Below are 17,180 nucleotides of genomic sequence, written 5' to 3' on the forward strand. Positions count from 1 at the left end.
GTGAAGAGACTAGCCGGCCTGTTTGAGCGGTGCGGGCTCGGCGGCGGAGGCATGCGCCGCGGGCGGCTTCGCGCTGAGCAGGTTCTGGATGGCCTGGGTATAGGCCTGACGTCCGAGGCTCATGCTGTTGTTGTGATTGCCGCCGGGCACCATCAACAAACGTTTGGGTTCTTGCGCGGCCTCGAACAGCGCCTCGCTGAATTGCGGCGCGACGAACTGGTCCGCCGTGCCGTGGACGATCAGCACAGGCATGTGCACGTCGGCGATTTTGTCGATGGAGTCGAATTTCTGCGAAACGAGCCAGCGTACCGGCAACGAGGTGCGTTTACTGGCGACCGAGGACGCCACGTCGGCCAAGTTGGTGAACGTTGATTCGATGATCAAGCCGCGCGCCTGGATCGGCTCGTCGCTTTTCTGCGCATCGCGGCCCAACTCGGCAGCAAGATCGACCGCCACAGCGCCACCCAGCGAATGCCCGTAGATCAGCCGTTTTTGCGGATCGGGCTGCAGCTGCACAAGGCGCTCCCAGGCGATGCGCGCGTCTTCATACACCGACGCCTCAGAAGGCAACTGGCCCTTGCTCTGGCCGAAGCCGCGGTAGTCGATGGCGAGGATGGAGAAACCCAGCGCGCGCAATTGCTCAATACGAAACAGCTGGCCCGTCAGGTTCCAGCGCGAGCCGTGCAGATACAGAATCGCCGGGGCGTCTTTTTTGTCCGACGGCCACCACCACGCATGGATGTTCTGGGTGATGCCGAAGGAAGGCGCCTTGAGCTCAAGCTCTTGCACATCGGACGGCAGACCGTGGTACCAGCTCGCGGTACCGGGCTCGATCATGAAAACCAGCTCACGCTCCTTGTGTTGCAACGCCGCGCACCCGACCGGCAGACCGACGACGATCACCAGCAGGCACAGCCAGAAGAACCAGCGAGCCTTGAGCCTCGCCAGGGAGAATGTTTGCATGGGGGATGAGTGTCCGGTGCAGAAATGAATGCACCGGCAGTTTGCCATTCATTGGCGGGGTGGGTCCTCTTCTTTCCGCTGAAAGGCCTTTCGTCGCAAGGCTTTCCGTCGCAAAGCCTTCCCTCAACAGTCCGGACGGATCGGGAGCGCTGCAAGCAATGGGTGCAGCGCTCTCCGACCGGGGGCAATCAGTAACCGGAGCCCGACGCCGTTGCGCCGGTAACGATGGCGATCCCGGAGCTGGTGCCCAGCCGCGTGGCGCCCGCTTCGATCATCGCCACAGCCGTCGCGTAATCACGCACGCCGCCGGAGGCTTTCACACCGACGCCCTGCCCGACCACTTTGCGCATCAACGCTACGTCTTCCAGGGTCGCGCCGCTGCGGCTGAAACCCGTGGACGTTTTGACGAACGCGACATTGAGCTCGCGACAGATTTCGGCCGCGCGGGTTTTCTGTGCATCGTCCAGCAGGCAGGTTTCGAAGATCACTTTCAAAGGCACGGCACCGCACGCGTCTTTGACCGCCGCAATGTCATCACGCACTTCGTCGAACAGACCGTCTTTCAACCAGCCGATGTTCAAGACCATGTCGATCTCGCCAGCACCGGTAGCGATCGCCTGCCTGGCCTCGAACGCTTTGGTGTCGCTCAGCCCGGCGCCGAGTGGAAAGCCCACCACGGCGCAGACCTTGACGGCCTGACCCTGCAGCAACGACGCGGCATAAGGCACCTGGCCGGAATTCACGCACACCGAATAGAATCCGTGCTCCTGGGCCTCGCGGCACAGCGTTGCGATCTGCTCGCGGCTGGCGTCGGCGGCCAGCAACGTGTGGTCGATGTACTGCGCGAGTGCTGCGGGTTCAATCTTCATGGCAAATCGTTTCCTGATAGTGAAGCGGTAACCGGCGACACGCTTTAAGCTTCATGCCTGAGCGCATCATTTTATGTTGTAAATATAACAATGAATGTTATTTTTTTACCATATCCATTCGACAATCGGAATGCCCGTGGACAGTAAAAAATCCGACCGCATCAAATTGATCCAGCAAGCCCTGCAAGACCAGAAGGCCATTCATCTGAAGGAAATGGCCGCCCTGCTGGATGTTTCGGAGATGACCCTGCGCCGCGACTTGACCCGGCACCCCGACAAATTTCATTTGTTGGGCGGGCACATCACCCTGGCGTTCGATCCGGCCGAGGCCAGTGACTACAAGGTCACCGAGCAAGGCATGCGTCACGTGGAAGAAAAGCGGCGCGTCGGCAAACTGGCCGCCGCGTTCATTCAGCCAGGCGACACGGTATTTTTTGACTGTGGGACGACCATTCCTTTTGTCATTGACTTCATACCGGATGAGCTGGAGTTCACTGCTGTGTGCAACTCGCTCAACGTGCTGCTCAAGCTGCAGCAGAAACCCAATTGTTCCATCGTGCTGTGCGGCGGCACCTTTCATCGCAAGAATCAGGTGTTCGAGCACCACAGCGAAGCCACGATTCTTGATGGCATTCGCCTGACTTGGGCGTTTGTCTCGGCTGCGGGTGTCAGCGATGAACTCGGCGTGACCTGCTTCAACTTCAACGAAGTGGAGGTGAAGCAAAAGGTCCTGCGCCAGGCCCGGCATTGCATGCTGCTGGCCGACCATTCCAAGTTCGATGCCGTGCGTACCGCGCACTTCGCCACGCTGCAGGATTTTCACGTGGTGGTGAGCGACAAGAAGCTGCCCAAAGCCTATCGGGATTTGATCGAGGGGTATGGGGCGCGTTGGGTGGTGTGAGCAACGCCCAGTCAGTGGCGCTGCCCGGTGTGCGGTGTGCGACACATTCCTGATCCGCAGGAGCCGCCGGGGGGCTCCACCGTGCTGGCGAATGCGGTCTGCCTGCCAGCGGGTGCGCAACTGGGCCAACGCGTTCGCCACTGTCGTAACCTCCAGCAGCTCCTACAGTGACTGCGTACAGCCCCGACGGCCGGGGCTGCCGCAGCGCGTACAGTGACTGCGTACAGCCTCGACGCCCGACGTTGACTGATCCCTCAGCGTTTCAAATCCCCTTCCAGCTGCTGCACTTCTTCAGCGGCCAGATACCCCGTGGTCACGCTGAACGAGGCGCTCTGCCCTGCGCCCAATTCGCGCACATTGCCCTTGGCCTTTTCCGCCAGATAACCCTCCGGCTCGCAGGTCGCAGGCAGCACGAAGGCGGCCACTTGCTGATCAGCGTTGTGCAATACCCATCGGGCGGCGTGATCGAACTGTGCTGGCTGGTAGCGCGTGTAAAACGCCGGGCCGTCGGGATGCTTGAGCAGAAAATGCGCGTTGCCTTGCGGGTCCGCCCGGGCGCCGTCGAAGAAGCAGACAATCTCCGGGTCGTACAGCTCGGGCGTATCAAGGCTTTCAAGCCGCGCAGGATCTTCCGTCAATTCGGCCATGTACGCCGACCACGCCGGCGTCGGCTTTACGTGGGCGGGAACGCTGCTGCGCACCCGCGTACGCTCCACGCCCAGCGGTTCGACGAAACGAGCGCCGTCTACGTAGGCGTAGTTCATGTGCGCCATGTACATCAGCTCCATCGGCTTGCCGGCCAGGTTGCGCACGTCCATGCCGATGTCGAACAGCGCCGAACCTGCGCGCAAGGTCACACTGGGCATCGCGCGATAGTGGTCACCGAAGCCCATCACGTACTCGTATTCGCCGCCGAGGCGCAGGAACGGTCCGGCGGCATCCTCACCGACTTCCAGCCACGCCCGGTCCATGGGCGCACAGGGCATTTCGCCGTGCAGCGGGTGGTCGTCATTCGGCGTCGGGCAGCCGTTGCGCAGCAGACCGCTGTGAAACATGAAGCAGCCGTAAGTGCCAATCACCGTCGGGCTGGGGCGCGGCTGTTCGAACATGTTGCGCATGGTCAGGTCGCAGCCGTCAAACACCGCCGACCAGACCATTTGACCCTGATAAGGCAACACCACGACCCGGCCCCGATTGTTCTCCAGCGCCAGGGCCTTCACACCGCTGGGGTAGGTCCAGGCCAGCACACGAAAGTCGGCAGACGCCAGCAGTGTTTTCTCATCTGTGCCGAAGAGTTCAGGGTGCAACGAAATGGTGGTGCGCTTGTCCGTCGCCATCATGATGCCGTCACCGCACCAACCGGTGCCTTGGCGCTCAGCGGGTCGCGCATGCATTTGATCGCGTAGGCCACGATTACCACGAAGCACAGCAACGGTACGGTGTAGGCAATCTGCATGTTGCCGTGGGTGGCATCGGACAGCAGCCCCTGGAAGATCGGCATTACGCCGCCACCAACGATGCTCATCACCAGCAGCGAGCCGCCGACGCCGGTGTCTTCGCCCAGACCGTCAATGGTCAGGCCGTAGATGGTCGGCCAGCAAGGGCCCAGGAAAATGCTCACGCCAACGGCCGCATACACCGCGCTGATGTTCGGCACCAGAATGGTGTACGCCAGCAGCACGATGGTCAGTACGCCGTAGATCGCCAGCACCTTGGCCGGGGCCATTTTGCGCATCAGCAGGTTGGCAACCATCTTGCCGACAAAGTAAGCCGCGAAAGTGGTCAGCAGGAACCACGACGCACTGCGCTCGTTCATCCCGCCCATTTGCATGGCCAGGCGAATGGTGAAACTCCACACGCCGACTTGCGCGCCCACGTACAGGAACTGCGCCAGCACACCGAAGGTGAAGCGCGGGTTACGCCACAAACGCGACAGGCTCTGGCCGATGCTGCTGGATTTGACCTGGGTCTGGACGTTGCCTTTGCAGGCCGGAAACTTGGTGAAGGCGATCAGCACGAACATCAGGATCAGCACCGCGATCATCCATTTGTACGGCAGCAGCGTTGACTGGATCATCTGCAGTTGCTGGATGGCGGCCTCCGAAGCACTCATCTGCGTCAGTTGCTCGGTGGTCGCATCGGTGTCCTTGAACATCACGAAGCTGCCCACGTACACGCCGGTCATCGCGCCGAACGGGTGGAAGGTCTGCGAGATATTCAGGCGACGGGTGCCGGTTTCACGCGGGCCCATCAGCGTCGAGTAGGTGTTGCATGCGGTCTCAAGGAACGCCAGGCCGGCCGCGATGACGAACAGCGCCATCAGGAACATGCCGTATTTGGCCATCGACGCCGCCGGGAAGAACAGCGAGCAACCCGCCATGTACAGCACCAGGCCGATGAGGATGGTGGTCTTGTAGCTGAAACGCCTGACGACCATGGCCGCCGGAATCGCCACGAAGAAGTAACCGAGGTAGAACGCCGACTGCACAAAGGACGTCTGCACGTCGCTGAGCAGGAAGGCCTTTTTAAAGTGCGCGATGAGCACGTCGTTCATGCTCGCCGCCGCCGCCCACAACGCGAAGCAGCAGCACAGCAGCAGGAAGGCGAACCACGGCGTGCGGTTCAGGTAGAACCCGTCCGGTGATTGTTGGAGCGCGGGCGTTGTCATTGTTGTTCTCCGGGAAGTGCAGGGAATACCCCGCCCCACCGATCAGGCGATCGGCAGGGCGCGGCGGCTCAAAGGGTGTCTAGAAAGTGGGCGAACGCGGCAGCGTCCGGGTAGGAACTCTGGGTGCCGAGGCCTGTGACCGAACAGGCGGAATAGGCCACCGCACGTGTCATGGCGTTGCGCATGTCGCCGTCTTCGCTCCAGTGGCGGGCGAAGCAGCCAATGAACGCATCGCCTGCGCCGGTGGTGTCGCGGGCGTCGACCTTGATGCCCTCAACGCGAAATTCGCCTTCTTCGCCCACGTACAGCGCGCCCTTCTCACCCAGGGTCACGATGACGTGGCGGATACCGTCCTGTACCAGTTGCAAGGCTGCGGCGCGTGCCGATTCAAGGGAATCGACGGTCTGCCCGGTGATCAACGCCAGCTCGGTTTCGTTGGGGATGAAAAAGTCCAGCTGCGACAGGTGCTCACGGCTCAAGCCTTTGACGGCCGGCGCAGGGTTGAGCAGCACTGGAATGCCGTTGGCCTTGGCGAATTCGATGGCGTAGTAAACCGTCTCAAGCTCGATTTCCAGCTGCAGCACGATCAGCGCGCAATCGCGCAGTGCCGCCTGTGCCGCATCAATGTCTGCCGGCTTCAGGTGCGCATTGGCGCCTTTGACGATGAGGATGCTGTTGTGCGAGTCGCTCTGCACGAAGATCGGCGCCACGCCACTGGAAACCCCGGGCACGCGCTGCACGAACTGGGCATCGATCCCGTAGCGGGTGAAGTTGACCAGGGTGTTGTCGGCAAACATGTCGTCGCCAACCTTGCTCAGCATCAGCACGTCCGCCCCAAGCTTGGCAGCCGCTACAGCCTGGTTGGCACCTTTGCCCCCGCAGCCCATGGCGAAATTGGGTGCTTCGAGGGTCTCGCCCTGCGCCGGCATCCGGTCGATGTAGGTGATCAAATCCACCATGTTGCTGCCGATGACCGCGATCTTGTTCATGTGTGTGATTACCTTGTGCACCCGCTGGGCCCGGAAGATGAGCCGCCGTCGCGGTTTTATTTTTGTTATTTAAATAACATTTTGTGTGACTATTCAACCTATTTCTTCAGGTGCTCACAGGCGCTTGTGCGCCAGCGGCGAAAAGCGCACGCCGAGGGTCGTTGGAAGCCTTGAGACAGAGGCTTTGCAACCACCGGTCGTACAGACCACGGTTTAGCGCAAACGTTTGCGATGAGGGGATTTAATGTCGGTGGTTGGGGTGCAGGGAGGCAGAACAGTTGGTCTGGAGACGAGGCTGGGCAGCGCAAGAGGCAGGAAAAGCAGGGAGGGATCGATTGCGTGGTTTGCTGCCGCTTCGCGCCAGATCGCGGGCAAGCGCGCTCCTACAGGACCGCGATGACACTCGACCCTGAGCGAAGGCCAGACGCGGATGGAGATGGCTTTTGATCCTGAGCGAAGGCCGCAGGAGCGCGCTTGTCCGGGAAGGCGTCCGGGCAAGCGCTGTCATTTCATCGGGAAAGGTAGCTGATAACTCCAATTACATCAGGAAATACAGCAGCAAGATGTTAGTCACCAACATCGCCAGCGCCGTCGGTATCTGCGCTTTGATCACCGCGTATTTGTCCGGCAGCTCCAGCAACGCGGCCGGGATCAGGTTGTAGTTCGCGGCCATCGGCGTCATCAGGGTGCCGCAGTAGCCCGAAAACATGCCAATCGCGGCCATGACCGCCGGATTGGCGCCGTACATGCCCACCAGCACCGGCACGCCGATGCCGCCCGTCATTACCGGGAACGCCGCAAAGCCATTGCCCATGACAATGGTGAACAGCGCCATGCCCAGCACATACACCATCACCGCGACGAGCCGGAAATCAAGGTTGATGTACGCCGTTGCCAAGTGCGCCACCGCCTTGCCAACGCCAGCATCGTTGAACACCAGCCCGAGCATCGCCAGCATCTGCGGCAGGACCAGCGCCCAGCCCAATGCTTCGGTGAGACGCCGCGACTCGCGCATGGCCTGCACCGGCGTGTCCCGCGTCAGCCAGCACGCCAGCCCCAACGCCGCCAGACTGCCAATGCCCAGCGACACGAACGTGCTGTTGGCCGGGTCCAGTAAATAGACATCGCCGAACTTGACGTTCTTCAGCAGCACCGCACCGACCACGGTGACCAGGGGAATCGCCAGGGCCGGAATGAACAGTTTGTTCTTCAACCGCCCTGCACTCTCGCGCCGTGCCCGGTCATTGAGGTTCTCATGCTGGCCGAAACCCACGCCGCCGAACCCGGCAATGACCGCCATGACGATCACACCGACGCCCACCCACACCGGCGGCAGGCGCTCGCCCACCAGGAACGCGATGGCGAACAAGCCCCAGAACAGCCCTGTCGTCCAGCGCTTGGGATTGCTGCGATCGGTGACGGTCATGAACGCGGTGATCGCCAGAATCACGCCCGCCAGCCAGTAAAGGTATTGAATGGAAATGATCATGGCGCGAGCTCCTTGTGCGCAGCGGAGCCTGGCGGCAGCGCCTGCAGTTCGCGGTCAAGGCGCTGATCGAAACGGTGCAGGCGGATGGCGTGGATGACGAACGCGCAAATGGCCGTCGGGATGCCCCAGAAAGCGATGTGCATGGGGTCGACGTCAATGCCCGAGCCCAGCAGAAAGGTGTGCATCAGGGCAATCGCGCCAAACGCCACGAAGATATCCTCACCGAAGAACAGCCCGACGTTATCCGTCGCCGCGCACAGCGACAGCAGCTTGATGCGCAAGGCCTCGGGCAACTTGCCGAAGCGCGACTCCGCGGCACCCTCGGCCATCGGCGCGAGCAGTGGGCGCACCATTTGCGGATGCCCGCCCAGGCTGGTAAGCCCCAGCGCCGCGGTGGTTTCTCGCACGAACAGGTAAGCGATCAGCAAGCGCCCTGCCGTGGCACCGGTGAATCGGGCGATCCAGTTTTGTGCATGCAGACGCAGGCCGTGCCGCTCAAGCAGGCCGATCACTGCCAGCGGCAGCAGGATGATCAGCGGCAGTGTGCGGGTCTTGATGAAGCCGTTGCCGATGGTGGCCAGCAGGGTGTCCAGCGGCATGCTGGCTGCAAGACCTGTGGCGAGCGCGGCAAGCGCCACGACCAGCATGGGATTGAAGCGCAGGACGAAGCCCAGAACGATGACCAGCACGCCGAGCAGCGGCCAGAGGTTGATTGCGGTTTGCATGATGGGATTCTCGGTGGCGGTTGCGATACCTTGCTGGGGCACAAATGAGAAACGGATTGGCGAAACGAGCCGACGGCAGCGCCCATGCTCAGCGTAGTCATCGCGCCGCCGGCCCATGGCACCGCAGTCAGCGCCGCGACGTCCAACGGGAAAAAACCGCTATGCCCGATAAAATTTTCTGTTGCCCGGGTGGCATGCAACCTGCTGCCGCGTCTGCAGATTATTCCGGCGGTGACAGCCTCGCGCATCGATTCCACGAGCGTGCTGCACGTCTCCGGGCCTCCATTGTTCAAGGAGTTCTTTGGTGAACCTCAAGTTTCTGGAAACCTTCGTCTGGGTCGCGCGGCTTAAAAGCTTTCGCCTCACGGCGGAAAAACTGTTCAGCACCCAGGCGTCCATTTCCAGCCGTATCGCCGCGCTGGAAGATGAAATGGGCGTGCGGCTGTTCGTTCGAGATTCCAGAGGCGTGTCGCTGACCACTGAAGGCCTGCGCGTGCTGGAATATGCCGAACACATCATGGACACCCTGCAAAGCATGAAAGCGGCCATCAAAGACCCGAACCAGGTGCGCGGCCGCATCCGCATCGGCGCCATGGATACGGTCATACACACCTGGCTCAGCCCATTGGTAACACGCCTGATGAAGTGTTACCCGAATCTGGAAATCGAGCTGACCGCCGAGACCGCCAGTAATCTTTGCTCGCAGCTGGAGAAGGGTTATCAGGACATCATCTTTCAGACCGATGTGCTGCGCTTCGACAGCGCGCGCAATGCGGTGCTGGCGCGCTACCCCCTGCGCTGGGTGGTGCCGGCCGGATCGGCATTCGACCGGCCCGACGTCACCCTTGAAGAAATCGCCGAGGCGCGCATCGTCACTTTCTCGCGCAACTCGCGGCCCCACCAGGACATCCTCAACATGTTGCACAGCGCCCACATCGTCACGCCGCGCATCAACTGCGTGAACTCGGCATCGGCCATCACCCGGCTGGTGCGCGACGGTTTCGGCATCGGCGCGCTGCCGGTCACGCTGGTGCACGGGGAGTTGGCCCAAGGCGTGTTGACCCTGATCGAAAACGTGCCGCTGCCGCCCGTGATGGACATCGTCGCCAGCTGGCGGACCGGCGCCGGCATGGAACTGGTGGAAGACATCGTCGGCCTGACCCGCGAGGTGGTGAACGCCTTCGCCGAGGAGATGCCAGAGGGGTTTGTGCTGCCAGGGGTTGGGCTGGAGGGATTGGATTCGCCCGCGTTACCGCACTGATGGCAGACGCAGATCCTGTGGGAACGAACGGGGTGGCGCTCCACCTTGCCCGCGAAAAGTATAGGCCTGACACACTTGTGCGGTCTGGTCTGACGCATCGCGCGCAAGCGCGCTCCTACAAAGGGATGCAGACCTATGAGCGCGCTATCTGCCGGGCCGACGGGCAAAAACAATGCGTTTAGACCGACTGGATTAATACCCGCCGCGCCCTTCCAGCAGCGTGTCCAGCAGCCATGTCCCTGCGGGGCCGAGGCTCTTTTGCCGGGACCAGATCACGTCGACCGCCGAGCTGCGCGGCCAGCCCGGCACCTTGAGTTCCTTCAACCGACCCTGACCGCAGGTGCTGACCAGCCAGCGCGGCAGCGCCGACCAGCCGAATCCAAAGATCGCCATGTCCATCAACAGCAAGTAATTGGGCGCTGACCAGCTGCGTCGCGCCCCACTGGGCAGGTCGTCGGTGGGCACGCTTTCATCGACGATGGTGTTCAGGCACAACGCCCGATGCTGCGCCAGATGGCGGTAATCAACAGCCGTTTCGGCGGCCAACGGGTGGCTGTGGGAAACGAAGATGCCAAAGTCGGCGCGCTCGACAATGGTCGCGTAGCCCACTTCCGGCGGGTATGAAGCCTGGGCGGACAGCAAGCCCAGGGACGCGCGCCCCGTCTGGATCAAGTTGATCGCGTCGCCGTGCTCGGCAAACACGCACTCCAGTTCCAGCTCCGGAAAGCGTTGATCGAGCTCGGTCATGCGGGCCTGGAATTCGGCGAACTGATTGGCGTCGGACAGCACCAGTGTCAGACGCGGTTCCATCCCTTCAACCAGACGGCCCGCCGCGCGACGCAGCGTATCGGAGGCGGCGAGCACATCCTCGATGCGCCCTTCCAGCGCCCTGCCCGCTTCGGTCAGCGCCGGATGGCGGGTTGATCGATCAAACAGTTCGACGCCGAGATCAATTTCCAGCCGTGAAATGGCCTCGCTGATGGTCGACTGGCTTTTGCCCAGACGCCGTGCGGCGGCGCTGAACGAACCCAGCGCGATGGTCTGGGCGAACGCTTCAAGGGCTTCGGGGGAATAGCTCACAGTGGACACCTCTGGCCAGCACATAGCGTCGCCATCGGTTTTTCCGATGGGACCGATCTTCACTCTAGCCCATGGCTACCTGACAATGCACGCCTGCCCTCGTAAAGCGATTGCCCACATGCCCCTGCACACGCTGTCATCGAAGCCGGTCGCCAAACCGGTCGTTGCGCCCAAGTCCCTCAAGGAGCGCGCGCTGCATGCGCTGCTGTTCGAGCTGATTGGCGTATTGATGTTCGCCCCCGGGCTGGCCTGGGTGCTGGGGCAATCGATCGGCAAGATGGGCGCGATGACGGTGATGATTTCCACAGTGGCGATGCTCTGGAACATGGTTTTCAATGCGCTGTTCGATCGGCTGCGGGCCCGCGTTGGCTTCGCCATGAGCCTGAAAGCTCGAGCCTTGCACGCCATCAGCTTTGAAGTGGGTCTGGTGTTTATGGTGGTGCCGATGGTGGCCTGGTGGCTGTCGATCAGCCTGCTCGAAGCCTTTGTGCTGGATATTGGCCTGCTGCTGCTGTTTCTGCCGTACACGATGCTGTTCAACCTCGCCTACGACCGTCTTCGCGAGCGTCTGCTCGCCCGCTCTCGCCCCTGTATGGTTGATTGACCGCGGCGTAATTGGACTCCCGGAAACCCTCTTTATTGGCTATTCGGCGCATCGCGGCCCAAGCGTAAAGTCTCGCCACGTGAAGCGACAGTCGCCGACCCCTACGAAGAGACCCTTTGCCATGAACACACGAATTGCCTGGGCGCAGAAATCTCCGGAAGTCTACAAAGCCATGGCTGGCCTCGAAGTCGTGCTGAGTAAATCCGGGCTGGACCACTCATTGCTGGAGCTGATTCGCCTGCGGGCTTCGCAGCTGAACGGCTGCGCCTATTGCGTCAACATGCACGCCAATGATGCGCGCAAGGCCGGTGAGACCGAGGCCAGGCTGCAGACGCTCAGCGTCTGGGAAGAGACCGAGTTCTTCACCGAGAAGGAAAAAGTCGTGCTCGCCTGGGTTGAAAGCCTGACCCTGCTGCCCGTGCATCGCGCGCCGCAGCATCAATACGAAGCGCTGCTGGAGCATTACAGCGAGGCCGAAGTGGTCAACATCACATTGGCCGCGGCGACCATCAATGCCTGGAACCGCTTCGGTGTGGGCTTTGCGATGATGCCAGGCTGATACTCAGCGCGGTCCGGGCGACAGGACGGCGCTGTATGAGCCTGCTCGCCCACAGGCGTCGCTGTCGCCGCGCCCCCATTGACGGACGCACCTTTAAAAGATGCATCGATCCGGTGCCAGGCATCACACCCGCAAGAACCGGCCACTGATTGCCACACCCAGCAGCATGACGGCGATCACCATGAACGCCGCACCGAGGCTGCTCAGGTGGGCGACGAAACCAATGCCGGCAGGCCCCATCAAAATGCCGGCGTACCCCAAGGTGGTGATCGCCGGCACCGCGACGTTCTCCGGCATGGTTTTCTGCCGCCCGACCGCGCTGTAGAACACCGGCACGATATTGGAACAGCCGATGCCCACCAGCGCGTAACCGCACAGCGCGGCCTGCCATACCGGAATCAACGTGGCGACGGTCATGCCGGCCGCCGCGCACAAGCCTCCGAACAGGATGATTTTGTGCACCCCCAAACGCCTGACGATAGGATCGCCGCACAGGCGTCCGATCGCCATGGCCAGCGCGAACACCGCGTAACCGAACCCTGCGTAGGACGGCTCGACCCCGCGCTGCGCGCTGAGGAACACGGCGCTCCAGTCGAGCATCGCGCCTTCGGTGAGGAACACCGTGAAGCACATCAGGCCGAGGAACAGCACCACGCCACGGGGAATCGCAAACGCCGGACCTCCCGCTTCGCCGCCATAGGGCAGCAAATGCGGCGCCGCCTTGTACAGCGCAATCGCAATGAAAAACGCCACTACGCCCATCGCCAGCCAGGGGAAAACACCGACGCTGAGCAGAGCCGAAACACCTGCCGCGCCCACAATCCCGCCACAACTGAAGAGACCATGAAAACCGGACATCATGGTCTTGCCGCTCGCCCGTTCGACGATGATGGCCTGGATGTTGGTGATGCAACCCAGCGCGCCCATGCTCCCGCCATAAACGAAGAGTGTGAGCACCATCAACGGCACGGAGGTCAGTGTCGCCAGCAGAGGCAGACACAGGCAGGCGATGATGCCCGTCAGCAGAATCAGGCGCCGACAGCTATAGCGCACGGTCATGGCGCCGGCCAACGGCATCGAAACAATCGAGCCGATGCCCAGGCACAGCAGCAACAGGCCGAGGCCCGCGTCATCCAGCCCAAGCCGGCTTTTTGCATAGGGCACCAGCGGAGCCCATGCGGACATGCTGAACCCGGTAACAAAAAAAGCGATACGTGTGGAAAACTGCTCCAGCCGTCCCGGTACAACAGGCGCTGCGGTGCCGATGGAAGTCATTGCCGCTCCCTTGAATGCCTGGACGGGGACAGATTCATTTACGGTGAAGCGATGTAAACAAATGAGTCCCCCTCGAAATAGGGACCAGCCTAACAAAGCTTGAAACAATGCCGAAGAAGGGATGTTGAAGGGACCGGCCTCAAGAACGCCTCAACCGGTCTGCGAGACACCGACGCCGAGCGCCGAAGGATGCATGACCACGCGGGGCGTGGGGAATGATCGATGCACACGATGCTTCAGTGGGACCGGCTTCAGACGGGAAGAGGCCTGTGCGTACACCCATCATTCTGCGGCGCGTCGCTCGACGCCTTCCCGGCTAAAGCCGGTCCCACCAAGTCATGGCGCGTTCCTTCAATTAAGCCCCACCACCGCCCCCACTCAATGGACACGATGCTTTAGTGGGACTGGCTTCAGCCGGGAAGCGGTTGATCTGCTTTAAGAGCGCTTTTGATCTCCGTACGCAAAAATCCCAGTCACCGCCAATCGCGACTTGGGTGCAGGCTGAACGCAGGTCTTGTGGAGTGGGCCGAGCGGCATGGATGCCGCGAGAGCCGCCCCCCGCCATGGATGGCGGATGGCGGCGGGCCCACGGAGCGAGACCGGAGTGAAGGAACCCCGACGAAGGAGGGGCCAAACCAGGAGCAGGCACTTTTGGTTACTTTTAGTTGGTCCGGCTCCCGGCTTTTTAAAAGTAACTCGCCGAAGGCGAAACCCGAGGCCGTTAGGCCGAAGCCCTTGATCTCAAGGACTTTGATCTGGTCACGCCCTCCAAGCCGACTGCCGAATGATCTGCACGAAATTCATCGGCTTGAACTCAGGATCTTCATCCACCAACACATCCGCGTTCACCGTACCAAACGTCGTATCAGGCTTATGCCGAAAGCCATCGGCAAATGCGCACAAAATGCACTCCTTGAAGTCCTCGCCGCGCGGGTGCGCATGGGTCACGACCTCACGCTGCGCCTCGCTGAACTGCGCGTAGTTGATGCCCAGCACGTCCATCTCGACGCCCGCCGTTACCAGCGCAACGTTCGGCCGCAAGTGCTCGGGGACACCCGGCGTCGTGTGCAACGCGATGGACAACCAGACCTGCTCCATATCCCCCTCGGACAACCCGAACGGCTGCATGAACGCCCGCGCGGCGTTGGCCGAATCCACCTCGAAACGCAGGTCCGCACTGCGATGCTGCTCCACCAGACCAAGGTCATGAAACATCGCACCGACATAAAGCTGCTCGGCGTCGTACTTGAGGCCCTTGCGCTCACCCGTCAGCGCGCCCCACAGAAACACCCGCCGTGAATGGTTGAACAGCAGGTCGCCCTCCTGATCGCGAATGTATTCGGTGGTCGCGCGCGCCAGCGCGCTGTCAGGAAGGGTGATACCGGCGATCGATTGGGTCATGGGGGGTTTCTCCAGCAGCCGCGCCGGTATGGCGCGTTGAGAAGAAGTCTGGGCGTGCGTGCAGATCGGCTCAATCGGCACGCGGTCTCGTTCTCTGCCAAACGTGCATCGTTTACTGCCAGCCCATCTGGGGTTTACCAGATTGCTGCGGACCTCCCCCTGCCGCTCGGATAAACTCTGCTCGTTTTTTGCGACTGCGTGTCCTTCAGGTGTGCCGCCAGAGCCACCGTCATAAGCAATCCTGCGCCTGATTCTGATTCATCGAAAAACAAGGAGCCCCTGTGTACAAGGGTGTTGCGTTATCGGTCATGGCCTCCTGCCTGTTCGCGGTCATGTACTACTACACCTCACTGCTGAAGCCATTGAGCGGTGAAGAAATCTTCGGTTGGCGCATGCTGCTGACCCTGCCCTGCGTGACGCTGTTCATGCTCTCCAGCGGAGACTGGAAACTCGCCCGCGCGCTGGCCGTGCGAGTGCGCCAGACCCCCGCGCTGCTGGCCGCGATGGCGTTGTCGGCGGCGCTGATGGGCGCGCAGTTGTGGCTGTTCATGTGGGCGCCGCTGCACGGTCGCAGCCTGGAGGTCTCGCTCGGCTATTTTCTGCTGCCGCTGACCATGATCCTCACCGGCCGCCTGGTGTATGGCGAGCATTTGTCACGCTTGCAGAAGATTGCTGCGTGTTGTGCGCTGGTCGGCGTCGGCAATGAGCTGCTGCGGCTGGGCAGCTTTTCCTGGGAAACCCTGCTTGTGTGCCTGGGTTATCCGCTGTATTTCATACTGCGGCGCAAACTCAAGACCGATAACCTTGGTGGCTTGTGGTGGGACATGTTGCTGATCCTGCCCGTGGCGGTGCTGTTCATCTGCCAGGGCAATCCGTCGGTGGTCGAACAATTCCCACGCTTCTATGTGCTGATTCCCGTGCTGGGGGCGATCAGCGCGTCTGCACTGGTCAGCTACATTCGCGCCAGCCGCCTGTTGGCCTTCAGCGTGTTCGGTTTGCTGAGCTACGTCGAGCCGGTGCTGCTGGTCGGCGTCGCCCTGCTGCTGGGTGAATCCATCAGCCGTGATGAATGGCTCACCTACCTGCCGATCTGGCTGGCGGTGATGGTGCTGGTCGGCGAAGGCGCAAAGCACGTGCTGGTGCAGCGACGCCGCAACAGCGTGTGAGTGGCTATCGACAAGTGCCCAGTACCACTGCGCGTCTGCCGAATGTCAGCCTTCGCGAGCGAGCTCGCTCCCACGGGATCGTCGGTTGACTCCGCATCTTCTGTCAGCGTCCGAAGCGTGCCAGTTGCATCTCCTGCAACCGGCTCAACGTACGCCGGAAGGCGAACGCCAGATAGCCCTCGGTATACAGCTCGGTCATCGGCAATGCCGCCTCGATGTACAGCGGCACCTTGCGGTCATAGCATTCGTCGACCAGCGCGATGAAACGCCGCACGCCGTCGTCATAAGGCGAAAGCTGCGGCAGTTCACGGTCACCCGCGGTCACCTGTTCGACACCATCCTCGGTGCCTCGGGCAATGCGCCCCTCGCGCTGGGGAGCGCTCAGCGCCGGAACGTCACTCAACAGCACAGCCTTGTAGCGGTCACACAGCTCGATAAAATCCATCGCCGCCAGCGGTTGCTCGCACAGCTCGGCATAGCGGCACCAGACCACCGTGCGACTGCTGCGCACCACTGGCACATGCCGCCGCCCCAGTGGCACGGGTTGAATTGACACGGATTCACCGCTGCTCAACGTCTCGAACACCTCGACCAGCGCGCTTGGGCCCGCCTCGGATTTGACCCAGTAACGCTGATGCGCCTGACCGGGATGCAGCCGATGGTCTTCGCCGCCGTCCACCGAGACGACGTCCATGAAGTGGCTGATCGCTGTGATCGCGGGCACGAAACGCTCGCGGTTATGACCGGTGGCATAAAGCTGTTCGGGCAATTGGTTGGAGGTGCAGACCAGCACCACGCCCTCCTCAAACATCGCACGCAGCAGCCCGCCGAGAATCACCGCATCGCCGATGTCATTGACGAACAACTCGTCGAAGCACAGCACGCGCACGTCCTGCGCCAGCTCCCGGGCCAGGATCTGCAGCGGTTTGGCCACGCCAGTGAGCTGGAACAGACGCTGATGCACCCAGCGCATGAAGTGATGGAAATGCTGGCGACGAGCAGGCACTTGCACGCTCTCGTAAAAACGGTCCATCAGCCAGGTCTTGCCGCGCCCGACCGGGCCCCACAGGTACACGCCTTTGACGGCGCCGCCCCGCTTGCCGTCGTGCAACGCCTGCCAGCAGGCTTGAAGGTGCAGCGCCGCATTGCGCTGCGCCTCGTCCGGCTGAAAACCCTGCGTGTCGACGGCGTGTTGCCACGCATCAAGAGGAGAAAGAACAGTCATTTAAC

Annotated in this window: 17 protein-coding genes; 6 read left to right on the plus strand and 11 right to left on the minus strand. The window is 61.7% G+C overall.

What is annotated here, in order from left to right; translation table 11 throughout:
* Window positions 1-9 precede the first annotated feature (9 nt).
* The gene (locus tag QRN48_RS21600; protein WP_285353142.1) at window positions 10-963 is read right to left on the minus strand and encodes an alpha/beta hydrolase; all 954 of its coding nucleotides are present in this window, start codon (window positions 961-963) and stop codon (window positions 10-12) included.
* Window positions 964-1,151: 188 nt separating this feature from the next.
* Entirely contained in the window at window positions 1,152-1,832 is a 681-nt protein-coding gene (gene deoC / locus QRN48_RS21605; RefSeq protein ID WP_191945122.1) for a deoxyribose-phosphate aldolase, read from the minus strand.
* A 130-nt stretch (window positions 1,833-1,962) separates the two neighbouring features.
* Between deoC and deoR the strand changes: the two genes are divergently transcribed.
* On the plus strand, window positions 1,963-2,733 hold the full coding sequence (gene deoR / locus QRN48_RS21610; protein ID WP_037009138.1) for a DNA-binding transcriptional repressor DeoR: 771 nt from the start codon (window positions 1,963-1,965) through the stop codon (window positions 2,731-2,733).
* Between the two features lie 254 nt (window positions 2,734-2,987).
* Here deoR and QRN48_RS21615 read toward each other — a convergent pair whose 3' ends face one another.
* From QRN48_RS21615 to QRN48_RS21635, 5 genes are all read right to left on the minus strand, one after another.
* On the minus strand, window positions 2,988-4,073 hold the full coding sequence (locus QRN48_RS21615) for an aldose 1-epimerase family protein (protein WP_244653712.1): 1,086 nt from the start codon (window positions 4,071-4,073) through the stop codon (window positions 2,988-2,990).
* Window positions 4,070-5,401: an L-fucose:H+ symporter permease gene (gene fucP / locus QRN48_RS21620; RefSeq protein WP_285353145.1), complete on the minus strand. Its 1,332-nt coding sequence runs from the start codon at window positions 5,399-5,401 to the stop codon at window positions 4,070-4,072. The genes QRN48_RS21615 and fucP overlap by 4 nt, the downstream gene beginning before the upstream one ends.
* Window positions 5,402-5,469: 68 nt before the next feature.
* On the minus strand, window positions 5,470-6,390 hold the full coding sequence (gene rbsK / locus QRN48_RS21625; protein ID WP_191945120.1) for a ribokinase: 921 nt from the start codon (window positions 6,388-6,390) through the stop codon (window positions 5,470-5,472).
* A gap of 538 nt (window positions 6,391-6,928) precedes the next feature.
* Complete coding sequence (locus QRN48_RS21630) at window positions 6,929-7,879, minus strand: DUF979 domain-containing protein (RefSeq protein WP_191945119.1); 951 nt, start codon at window positions 7,877-7,879, stop codon at window positions 6,929-6,931.
* The gene (locus QRN48_RS21635; RefSeq protein WP_191945118.1) at window positions 7,876-8,604 is read right to left on the minus strand and encodes a DUF969 domain-containing protein; all 729 of its coding nucleotides are present in this window, start codon (window positions 8,602-8,604) and stop codon (window positions 7,876-7,878) included. Before QRN48_RS21635 ends, QRN48_RS21630 begins: the two co-directional genes overlap by 4 nt.
* A gap of 84 nt (window positions 8,605-8,688) precedes the next feature.
* On the opposite strand from QRN48_RS21635, the gene QRN48_RS21640 reads away from it, so the two are divergent.
* The gene (locus tag QRN48_RS21640; protein ID WP_285353149.1) at window positions 8,689-8,955 is read left to right on the plus strand and encodes a hypothetical protein; all 267 of its coding nucleotides are present in this window, start codon (window positions 8,689-8,691) and stop codon (window positions 8,953-8,955) included.
* Window positions 8,909-9,865: a LysR family transcriptional regulator gene (locus QRN48_RS21645; protein ID WP_037009130.1), complete on the plus strand. Its 957-nt coding sequence runs from the start codon at window positions 8,909-8,911 to the stop codon at window positions 9,863-9,865. The genes QRN48_RS21640 and QRN48_RS21645 overlap by 47 nt, the downstream gene beginning before the upstream one ends.
* Before the next feature lie 192 nt (window positions 9,866-10,057).
* On the opposite strand, the gene QRN48_RS21650 is transcribed toward QRN48_RS21645, so the two are convergent.
* On the minus strand, window positions 10,058-10,945 hold the full coding sequence (locus tag QRN48_RS21650) for a LysR family transcriptional regulator (protein ID WP_285353152.1): 888 nt from the start codon (window positions 10,943-10,945) through the stop codon (window positions 10,058-10,060).
* Between the two features lie 118 nt (window positions 10,946-11,063).
* Between QRN48_RS21650 and QRN48_RS21655 the strand changes: the two genes are divergently transcribed.
* Together QRN48_RS21655 and QRN48_RS21660 are read left to right on the plus strand one after the other, a co-directional pair.
* A complete protein-coding gene (locus tag QRN48_RS21655; protein ID WP_285353154.1) occupies window positions 11,064-11,549 on the plus strand; it encodes a multidrug/biocide efflux PACE transporter in 486 nt (161 codons plus the stop codon).
* A 121-nt stretch (window positions 11,550-11,670) separates the two neighbouring features.
* Window positions 11,671-12,108, plus strand: a complete 438-nt coding sequence (locus QRN48_RS21660; protein WP_037009129.1) for a carboxymuconolactone decarboxylase family protein — start codon at window positions 11,671-11,673, stop codon at window positions 12,106-12,108.
* 123 nt (window positions 12,109-12,231) lie between these two features.
* Here QRN48_RS21660 and QRN48_RS21665 read toward each other — a convergent pair whose 3' ends face one another.
* Both QRN48_RS21665 and QRN48_RS21670 read right to left on the minus strand, forming a co-directional pair.
* On the minus strand, window positions 12,232-13,383 hold the full coding sequence (locus QRN48_RS21665; protein WP_285353158.1) for an MFS transporter: 1,152 nt from the start codon (window positions 13,381-13,383) through the stop codon (window positions 12,232-12,234).
* 759 nt (window positions 13,384-14,142) lie between these two features.
* Window positions 14,143-14,784 (minus strand): HD domain-containing protein, encoded by a 642-nt coding sequence (locus QRN48_RS21670; protein ID WP_285353160.1) that lies wholly within the window; start codon window positions 14,782-14,784, stop codon window positions 14,143-14,145.
* Between the two features lie 281 nt (window positions 14,785-15,065).
* Between QRN48_RS21670 and rarD the strand changes: the two genes are divergently transcribed.
* Complete coding sequence (gene rarD / locus QRN48_RS21675) at window positions 15,066-15,950, plus strand: EamA family transporter RarD (RefSeq protein ID WP_285353162.1); 885 nt, start codon at window positions 15,066-15,068, stop codon at window positions 15,948-15,950.
* A 103-nt stretch (window positions 15,951-16,053) separates the two neighbouring features.
* On the opposite strand, the gene zapE is transcribed toward rarD, so the two are convergent.
* The gene (gene zapE / locus QRN48_RS21680) at window positions 16,054-17,175 is read right to left on the minus strand and encodes a cell division protein ZapE (protein WP_285353164.1); all 1,122 of its coding nucleotides are present in this window, start codon (window positions 17,173-17,175) and stop codon (window positions 16,054-16,056) included.
* Window positions 17,176-17,180 lie beyond the last annotated feature (5 nt).

The sequence above is a fragment of the Pseudomonas sp. ME-P-057 genome (assembly GCF_030208975.1).
GTDB classification, from domain to species: domain Bacteria; phylum Pseudomonadota; class Gammaproteobacteria; order Pseudomonadales; family Pseudomonadaceae; genus Aquipseudomonas; species Aquipseudomonas lutea.